The organism is Vibrio sp. YT-16, from assembly GCF_033337405.1.
Taxonomy (GTDB): Bacteria; Pseudomonadota; Gammaproteobacteria; order Enterobacterales; family Vibrionaceae; genus Vibrio; species Vibrio alginolyticus.
This window is the reverse complement of the sequence record NZ_JAWOQQ010000032.1, coordinates 1-8,675: the sequence shown is the minus strand read 5'-3', so window position 1 is coordinate 8,675 and position 8,675 is coordinate 1. Positions and strand designations below refer to the sequence as shown.

Genomic DNA, 8,675 nt, shown 5'->3' with positions numbered 1-8,675 from the left:
TTCAATGCTAAGAGACGGCGTCATGTGGGATAAGAATCTCGTTAAAAACTAGCTATTGACGCCATACTCGTTTGTTAAGTTTCTGTTTGCTGCACAAACTCATTGTAGAATTTCATTGCATCCTCTTCAGAGCCCAAAGCGGTGCTGATAAGCATTTGCAAGCTCCACAAACGTCCTGGAACGACTTCATCTAAGTCTAAGTCAGCAGGATAACTCTCAGGGTCGATGGCCATTTCTAGGTTTACAAACCACCAAATTTCTATCTTCCGCAATAAGCCCACCATATCATCAAAGCTTTTTGCCACATCAAAGTCGCAGCCTTGGGAAGCGAACTTAAATAGTTCATGCGTCAGTTCATTACGATGACGTTTAATACGCTCATATACTTCAATATCAGCGTCATCAATAGCGTCATGTTGCTTTAACCATAAAAGTGAAGCATAAGTTCGACTACGGTTTAGCTTTAAAACTTTGAGCTTATAATCATCGCTAACAAGTGGGCCGTTTTCATCAAAGCCATTTGTAAAGAACTCTCTAATTTTATCTTCGATACTACTTTTTAGCATCTCGAATGCCATCGAGTGTACAGAAGCCGTGATTATATTGTTCTTGAGCGACACTGGATTGAGGAATCTTTCCCATGACGCTTTTACTTCTTTATCCATTCCACCTGAACTCCAATGAAACTTAACGCCCTGTTAAGGGGTGAGCAACGCAATACCGAAGTCGCCGCATACCGCCTTAAACACTAAAACCAACGCATAGTAAAAATGCCACGCGTTGCGAATCCCTCTTGAACAGATTGTTATGCGACTGGTGATGATAGCTTTGAATTTGCCATTCTTACGATCTGGCGGACAGGCTGCAAATGAATTTCAGCAATAATTGCGGATACAAAACCCATTATCACTACGGGAATGCCAACCGAAAAACTAAACCACATTGCGCCACTTAACTCTGGCTGTCCCCACTGACTAAAAAGCGACGATAGAATTGAAAAAAGTGCCAGCGTCAAAGCGATAAGCTGAGTCCAAGTATGAGTAGACACCACAAAAGTATTTGAATAGGCACTTTTCCGAATAATCGCCTTACCCGTTAATGCCCCCATTTTCACTCGAATACTTGAATTGCTACCAGAGACTTCATAGCCCTGAGCAACTAACTGATCAATTATTTCTTCCACTCGAAACTCCTATTTCTGGGTCGCATAACGCCGCATTAAGGTGTGAGCAACGCTACCACAAAACCTAACCATTCCACCTTAAACACAAAACCCAACGATGGAATGAGAAATGCCAAGCGTTGGGAATCACTCTTAAATGCTTTGTTATGAGTATGTTTGCTCAGTGCTTACTCGTCCTTATACACCACCCACTGCCCCTGCCCGTGATAATAGTATTCCTTTGTGTCTATCCAATGCTCCACATTCTTTTTCGCTTTATCACAATCAATAAAGGGATTGGATTTTGCTGGGGGTAAATCACCAGTCACAGACTTTAAAGCCCAAGCAGTTTGGGGAGCAACTTCAGATAGCTCTTTAAACCTTGTCGCCAAATCTGACAAGTGCTCATAGTCAGGATCACATTTTAATAGGACGCCATAGTGTACGGCAACAAATCTAGTTTTTTCACGGTCTTCCATTGAATCAGTAGCCATAGAAAGTACTCCCAATTCTTGATTTAAAGTACAACCACTTAAAGCTATTCCTGCTAATAGAATTAATTTTTTCATGTTTAGTGCCATTCTCAATTAATTGCACCATTATACAGAACGCCGTTCAATTGTCATTATGGAATATGCCAGATACTCATAACGCCGCATTAAGGTGTGAACAACGCGACCACGAAACCCAACCATAGCACCGTAAACACTGAACTCAACGATAGAATGAAAAATGCCAAGCGTTGAGAATCACTCTTAAATGCTTTGTTATGTTTACTTACAGCATACTATTTTATCCAGCGTTCCATTCTTACTTGGGTGCTTTTCTGCACCTTTAAACATAAATCCAATAGGGCAAAAGAGTTTCTCACCATCAATTTTTGCATCTATTACTTTACACAAAGTAGAAGGTGATACATTGAATACTTTATTCTCCAAATCAACGACTTTTTGTTCAAGTACTCTGAGTTTACCCTCGACAGTCGCCACTGGAACAGTTTTAATAGTTTCGTTAATTTCTTTTAGGTTTAAATTAATAGTTGACAATTCAGACAAATAGTTTTTATTAAGATTTTCCACTTCACTCTTGTTTGTAAAAAAAATTGACGCTATCAAAAACGTTATAACTCCGGAAAAACTAATAATTGCCTGTAAATTAAACTTATTTGTTGCAGTTTTAATAGTCCATGAACTATCAGCCAAAGCAGAAGCAGTTTCGGTAATTCCTTTTCCTCCAAAGAGGATACTAATAACGAAGCAGCAAAAAGCAATAATAGAGAGAACATTGTAAACACAAGTTGTTTCTCCACTGTCAGTAGCCACAAAAGCGTACGATGCACCTTGAACCGCCAACATTGATAAATTAGCAGTAATAATAAAACCACTTAAGTTGGCCATTAACGCAGACGCCGCTCTGGTGTCATCATTTAGTGCCATATACTACCCCCCCCAAAGCTGAATTTGACTTAAGTTAAGTTTATCGTACATTCTTCCAACAGCTTTAATGACATCTCCTCCAGTTAGCGTAAGTTTATTGCCTGGACGACTAAAATCATTCGTATTGGGAATTTTCCTTAACTGATTTTTCTCTTCCGATATTTTTATGGCTTCGTTGAGTATTGACTTCGTATCTATATGTAATTTTTGCATAATCTTTTTATCAACTTGACTTTCAAGAGCTAAAGGAAGTGCCACCAGTTGATGTAAGTTAATAATCAAAAAATGAACAGCATCAGGTCTAACTTCATATCCCGACTTTCTATAGTGGTTAACCAAACCGTGAACGGTAACAGATATACCTTTCTTAGTTTCAATGTATGTTTTTTTTTGAAATGGAGTTGAATCTCTGGCATCATCATAAGATTCAATTATATGTTCATATACATTATTAAACTCACTTCTCATTTATAAACTCCTTTAAAAATCATTACCTTTTTCGTACCAAGGTTAAAAATAAACATAACGCCTTGCTAAGGTGAGAGTAACGCAATACAAAAGCTACCGCACAGCGCCTTAAACACCATAAGCCACCGCAAAGTAAAAATGCCACGCGTTACGAATCACTCTTAAGCAATTTGTTAGTACATGCGCTACTTCTATTTATGCGCTCCAAGATATTGAAAAGTGGCATGATATGAAAGGCTTTAAACACTGAAGTGAGACGGGCAGCTACAAAACTTTACCCCAATTGAAAGACAAAAGTTGGCTAGAAGAAAAACGCACTGAGCTGCCCTACTTTCACTGGCTTTAAATTAAAAAAGGATTCTTTCCTCGTACTTCAACAGCCACACCAAAAGTAATAAAGGTTCTCTCAAAAAACACCACAAAAATGAAAAAGCGCCAAAGAAATAGGCTAAGAGTTAGAAGCCGTAAACGGCGAAATCAAAGCGAACACTCCGCATATAGTGCCACCGGAAAGAACGTGAAAGGTACAAGCTGAAAGGTGTAAAGACGAGCGCCAAAACAGATAAACACCAAAACTTATGACCTTTGATGTCAAACCCGTACTAACGCCTTGTTAAGGTGTGAGGCACGCAATACCTAAGCTTCCGCATACCACCTTAAGCACTAAAGCTAACGCATAGTAAAAATGCCACGCGTGCCGAATCACTCTTGAACAATTTGTTATGTAGCCGAATTTCAGGTTAGTGCTTTCTGTCCAATTTGGATTTTGGGTGCAATACCAGCTTTGCGATACAAAGCTAGAGCAGATTCATTGAAAGAATATACTTCTAACCACAGCTCCTCTCCGCCGTTAGAAATAGTCCTTTCCTCAAATGCCTCTATGAGCGCCAGTCCAACACCCTGACTTCTAAAGCATGAATCCACAACAATCTGTTCAACGCTTGCGATCTTTCGTTGTTTGAGCGTCCAAGACTTACGAACCCATAGCTCACCAAAAACAAAACCTACTAACTGCCCTTTGCTTTCGGCTACCAGAAAAATCGAGCTTTCACTTTTGATTATCTTGTGTAGGTCTATTTTTTGTTCAATTTCTTCCGGTGACAAAAAGTCATCAGGTAAATTTGCTTGATGATACTCATTAAGCTGAAACTGTAGTTTCTTGATAACACTGATATCTTCAATGCGAGCTTGGCGAATATTTAACATATATAAATCCTTTTAACTTACCGTCCTCTCGCGGCTACATAACGCCCTGTTAAGGTGTGAGCAACGCAATGCCGAGGCTCCCGCATACCACCTTAAACACTAAACGCAACGCATTGTAAAAATGCCACGCGTTGCGAATCACTCTTAAACAGTTTGTTAACTAACTACGATTTGTAAATATCTAAAAAGCTATAGCTCGGCTCGGGCATATTACGGGTATAGAAGGCTTCTGGAACATAATCCGTTTCAAACCCCAAGCAAAACCCGTATTTCTGGTAAGCAAGCTTTGCAAGTGCCAATAAAGGCACAGAAAAATAGCCAGTTAACTCTTCCTTTAATTTTTTTTGACTCCAATACTTGTGGTGCCCTTTGACCGCTTCATACATTACTTCTTGATATTCCGCTTCACCACAACCTGATTTATTTAGGACTTTTATCATCACATTAATCGTTGGTAAATTGATAAGGTTTGCGTGTTCAAAGGCTAAACCCTCAAGATACTCAGGAGTACTTACATCAATAAACTTCTGAATTAACGACTTAACGTCGCCAGATTTTATTCCAAGCATGGCCATCTGGAGTTCAAAGAAGGTATGAGACCGAACATTAGACCACTCAGTGCTTGGGTGATCGGCTGAGTTGGCAAGGTATTCTATATCGCTCACTTGCTCACAGAATAAAGATAGCCAAGCTGAATCTATCAGATGTGCCCCACTGATGGCGATGTGTTGAACTGTCTTCGCTCCTAAAGTCACCTCTGCTTTAGGGAGTACCACAGAAATCGTCTCTTCATCACTGAATAGCTGTGACTGTACTAATTTAATATCAAAGTACTGATGCATATCCATCGCTCTAAGACTGGATTCTATGTCACCAACCTTATGGTATAGACAACTTGTTAGAGAAAGACCTGCAAGGCTCACATCATATAAATCGACTTTGCCACTTTTATAGTAAAAATCAAAGTCATCAAGCAGTCGATTACATTTCATCCCATATGGGTTAGAAAGTCTCTTTAGGTAGTCTGCATGACATGGTATTGGTTTAAAGTGTTCTTTTGATGTCATATAAACATTTCTCTTTAATTTATTAACTGGATCGAAGGAGTTAGTTAACGCCCTGTTAAGGGGTGAGCAACGCGATACCGGAGCCGCCGCATACCACCTTAAGCACTAAATTCAACGCATAGTGAAAATGCCACGCGTTGTGAATCCCTCTTGAACAGTTTGTTATACGATGCCTCACAGCAAGCGCTGAAACTGACCGTTTTTAGCTTTGAAACCTAGCTTATTAAACAAAGCTTGAGACCGAAAGTTACCCTCATCAATATCTGCATACAGTCTTTCAATGCCCAAAGATTTAGCATGAGAAAATAATAAACTAAGAGCTTCCGACATATACCCTTGTCGCCAGTACGATGAATTTAGTAAGCATCCGACCTCACAGGAATCACTGTTATCACTAAAACTATGTAAGCCGCAGGTTCCAATAACTTTGTTTGTCGCTTGATCCATAATCGCCCATTCCAACGATTCACCTGATTTCTCCAGCCGGACGACACTTTCTAGCATCTGAACTATCATATCTTTCGATGTAAAAACTGGGTCTGAGGCAAATTCCATTGTTTGAATATCACCATAAATTTCAAACAAATCATCAGAATCATTCGTTTGAATTGACCTCAAAACAATTCTACCTCCGTGTAAATCAGGCTTCATTTCTCTCCTTAATCGTATAACGCCCTGCTAAGGGGTGAGCAACGCAATACCGAAGCCGCCGCATACCACCTTAATCACTAAATTCAACGCATAGTAAAAATGCCACGCGTTGCGAATCCCTCTTGAGCAGTTTGTTAGTTTGCAAACCCAAAGCGTTGATTTTACGTTATTTTAAATTTTGAAAACAATAAACTCTATGTATTTTGATGCACTTAAGTCAGGCGTAGTCTCAAAGCGGCTACTCAATGAAACCACGTGGAACAAACAACACCGTTGAAAACGAACTAACAACACCAAAAAGTGCTTTTGGAAAACCAATCTCACAATGCGGACTTTCAACAAAGTCACTGAAACCACGTGATCTTTCCACATCAGAGAAAGCGCCATTTCAGCGAGTAAATCGGCTTTTGTACCAACAAACTCAAGGGGCAGAGTTTCAGTAAAAAAGTTCAACGCAGTTAACCCAAAAGTCGCCGCACCAAAGAACATATCAACCGTTGAAGGGTTGCCTAATTTTGACTTTTACCACGTAAATTAACACTGAAATTGAAAGCCGGTACGACAATTTAGACTTTGAGCTTTTACCACTAAATCTTGGGATATAGCCGCGTTTTTCCTCTTGCAAACTAACGCCCTGTTAAGGGGTGAGCAACGCAATACAAAAGCCGCCGCATACCACCCTAAACACTTAAACCAACGCATAGTGAAAATGCCACGCGTTGCGAATCCCTCTTAAACAGTTTGTTATGTGCGTATTCAAACCAAGTCAGTACCAACTTATTAGATAGTTTGTACGCTCCTTAGTCATTTCAATTTCACACTCCATGCGTGCTTCGTTTCGCTGACTCCCCCCACTCTGGAGTACGTAGAATGCATCACAATTGGACTTTTTGAACTGTAGCCAACTTCGCTGGCTACTAAGCAAGCTCTGCTTAAGTTCAGCAGAATCCACAAGGGTTCTATCAGACAGTTCTCCTGAATTGATCCGATTCATTATGTTTTTATAAACATCATTCAACTCGTTATCTGCCAACTCAAAGTTCGCCTGAAGCTCGCATAAAGAGCCAAACAATTGACAATCTTCGACGTTACTCTCCGCAGAAAGTGAGAACGATGAGCAACAAAGAATCAAAACCAAAAATTTACGCACTTTACTTACTCCTACTCATTAGCACATAACGCCCTGTTAAGGGGTGAGCAACGCAATACAAAAGTCGCCGCATACCACCTTAAACACTAAAACCAACGCATAGTGAAAATGCCACGCGTTGCGAATCCCTCTTGAACAGTTTGTTATGTGTGTTATTTTCGCTTGCCATTCCGGTCTTTGGTAACGCGAATGCTAAAGGCTTTTAGTTTATCAGACTCTACTACCTGCATTATTGTAAGACGATCGGAGCTTGTATAATTCAGCTTTAAGCAAGCTTAAACTCTTTCACTTCAAGTTTTTCTACAACAAGAACAACTTCTCGATTCTCAGCATCCTTTACCACAGCTTCCTCTTCTGGGTCACTTGAGTCGAACCACTCAAGGTTTGAACCAAGCTCGTTAATATTATCAAGTACCCATACTTCCCCATCTTCCAGAAAAGTAACTGAAATTGGAAACTTGGGTTTATTCTCTAACTTCATGATGGAATTCCTCAACACACATAACGCCCTGTTAAGGTGTGAGCAACGCAATGCCGAAGCTGCCGCATACCACCTTAAACACTAAACTTAACGCATAGCAAAAATGCCACGCGTTGCGAATCACTCTTAAACAGTTTGTTAGTTTTATTGCTGGCGACTCAGTAACAAGCTTGCTCCAGACATAGCCAAAAAAGTTGCACAACCTCTATTGAAGCGCTTTGCCATTTTCGGCTTCGTAAACCACTGCCTTAAGTACATCCCAAAGACCGCATAAATCGATATTGCACCCATTTCTAAAATTAAGAACGTAGCCCCTAAAGCGAAGAACTGTTCATTTACACTCGCTGAAACATCGACGAACTGTGGTAGAAAGGCGGTAAAGACTAAGATAGCTTTTGGATTACCGGCGGCTAGTAAAAATTCTTGTTTAGCTAAACCTAATCGGTTGCGAGTATTTTCTAGTTCAGAAACAGGACTTGCTTCCGAACGCCAAAGATTCAAGGCAATCCACAACAAATAAGCCGCGCCCACAATTTTAATCGTTAGAAATAGAGTCTCAGAAGCATAGAGAATGACTGCTAAACCAGAAGCAGCCAAGGCAATCATTACAGCGAACGCAGCGATACGACCAAGTCCCACAATAAAAGCGGACTTGAAACCGTAACAACGAGCATTGTTCATGGACAATAGATTGTTTGGACCAGGAGTCATATTGAGCGCAAAACACGCAGGTATAAAGAACAATAACTTCCAGATTTCCACAATATTCCCTCCATAAAACTAACGCCTTGTTAAGGTGTGAGGCACGCAATACCGAAGGTTCCGCACAACACCTTAACCACTAAAGCTAACGCATAGTAAAAATGCCACGCGTGCCGAATCACTCTTGAACAATTTGTTATACGAATTTCTTCAGTGCCAACACTTGCTGTTCAAATAACTCACAATCTGACTTTGAGTATGACTTAGCGACATTAACCCATTGAACGCCCGTTTCATCTATGTGGCGAAACTCGACTTGAAGTGCATATTTAGAACAACGAAAAAGAGCAAA

11 protein-coding genes are annotated in these 8,675 nt (G+C 40.2%); all 11 read right to left on the bottom strand.

Annotated elements, in window-relative coordinates:
- Window positions 1–74: 74 nt before the first annotated feature.
- The 11 genes from R7F07_RS24100 to R7F07_RS24045 all read right to left on the bottom strand — a co-directional run bounded on the left by R7F07_RS24100 (window position 75) and on the right by R7F07_RS24045 (window position 8,383).
- Window positions 75–665: a hypothetical protein gene (locus R7F07_RS24100; RefSeq protein WP_025639236.1), complete on the bottom strand. Its 591-nt coding sequence runs from the start codon at window positions 663–665 to the stop codon at window positions 75–77.
- Between the two features lie 140 nt (window positions 666–805).
- Complete coding sequence (locus R7F07_RS24090) at window positions 806–1,183, bottom strand: hypothetical protein (protein ID WP_017191301.1); 378 nt, start codon at window positions 1,181–1,183, stop codon at window positions 806–808.
- A gap of 167 nt (window positions 1,184–1,350) precedes the next feature.
- Window positions 1,351–1,731, bottom strand: a complete 381-nt coding sequence (locus R7F07_RS24085) for a hypothetical protein (protein WP_171343464.1) — start codon at window positions 1,729–1,731, stop codon at window positions 1,351–1,353.
- Between the two features lie 204 nt (window positions 1,732–1,935).
- Window positions 1,936–2,598, bottom strand: a complete 663-nt coding sequence (locus R7F07_RS24080) for a hypothetical protein (RefSeq protein ID WP_171343465.1) — start codon at window positions 2,596–2,598, stop codon at window positions 1,936–1,938.
- A 3-nt stretch (window positions 2,599–2,601) separates the two neighbouring features.
- Window positions 2,602–3,066, bottom strand: coding sequence for a hypothetical protein (locus tag R7F07_RS24075; RefSeq protein ID WP_171343466.1), 465 nt, complete (start codon window positions 3,064–3,066; stop codon window positions 2,602–2,604).
- A gap of 735 nt (window positions 3,067–3,801) precedes the next feature.
- Window positions 3,802–4,272 carry a GNAT family N-acetyltransferase gene (locus tag R7F07_RS24070; RefSeq protein WP_318110579.1) on the bottom strand — a complete coding sequence of 157 codons (471 nt, stop codon included), beginning with the start codon at window positions 4,270–4,272 and terminating at the stop codon, window positions 3,802–3,804.
- 164 nt (window positions 4,273–4,436) lie between these two features.
- Window positions 4,437–5,339 (bottom strand): Imm49 family immunity protein, encoded by a 903-nt coding sequence (locus R7F07_RS24065; protein WP_081008310.1) that lies wholly within the window; start codon window positions 5,337–5,339, stop codon window positions 4,437–4,439.
- A 174-nt stretch (window positions 5,340–5,513) separates the two neighbouring features.
- The gene (locus tag R7F07_RS24060) at window positions 5,514–5,990 is read right to left on the bottom strand and encodes a GNAT family N-acetyltransferase (protein WP_025559909.1); all 477 of its coding nucleotides are present in this window, start codon (window positions 5,988–5,990) and stop codon (window positions 5,514–5,516) included.
- Between the two features lie 766 nt (window positions 5,991–6,756).
- Window positions 6,757–7,140 (bottom strand): lysozyme inhibitor LprI family protein, encoded by a 384-nt coding sequence (locus tag R7F07_RS25650; RefSeq protein ID WP_171343468.1) that lies wholly within the window; start codon window positions 7,138–7,140, stop codon window positions 6,757–6,759.
- A 265-nt stretch (window positions 7,141–7,405) separates the two neighbouring features.
- A complete protein-coding gene (locus R7F07_RS24050) occupies window positions 7,406–7,621 on the bottom strand; it encodes a hypothetical protein (protein WP_080607094.1) in 216 nt (71 codons plus the stop codon).
- Between the two features lie 144 nt (window positions 7,622–7,765).
- Complete coding sequence (locus R7F07_RS24045; protein WP_171343469.1) at window positions 7,766–8,383, bottom strand: LysE family translocator; 618 nt, start codon at window positions 8,381–8,383, stop codon at window positions 7,766–7,768.
- Window positions 8,384–8,675: the final 292 nt, after the last annotated feature.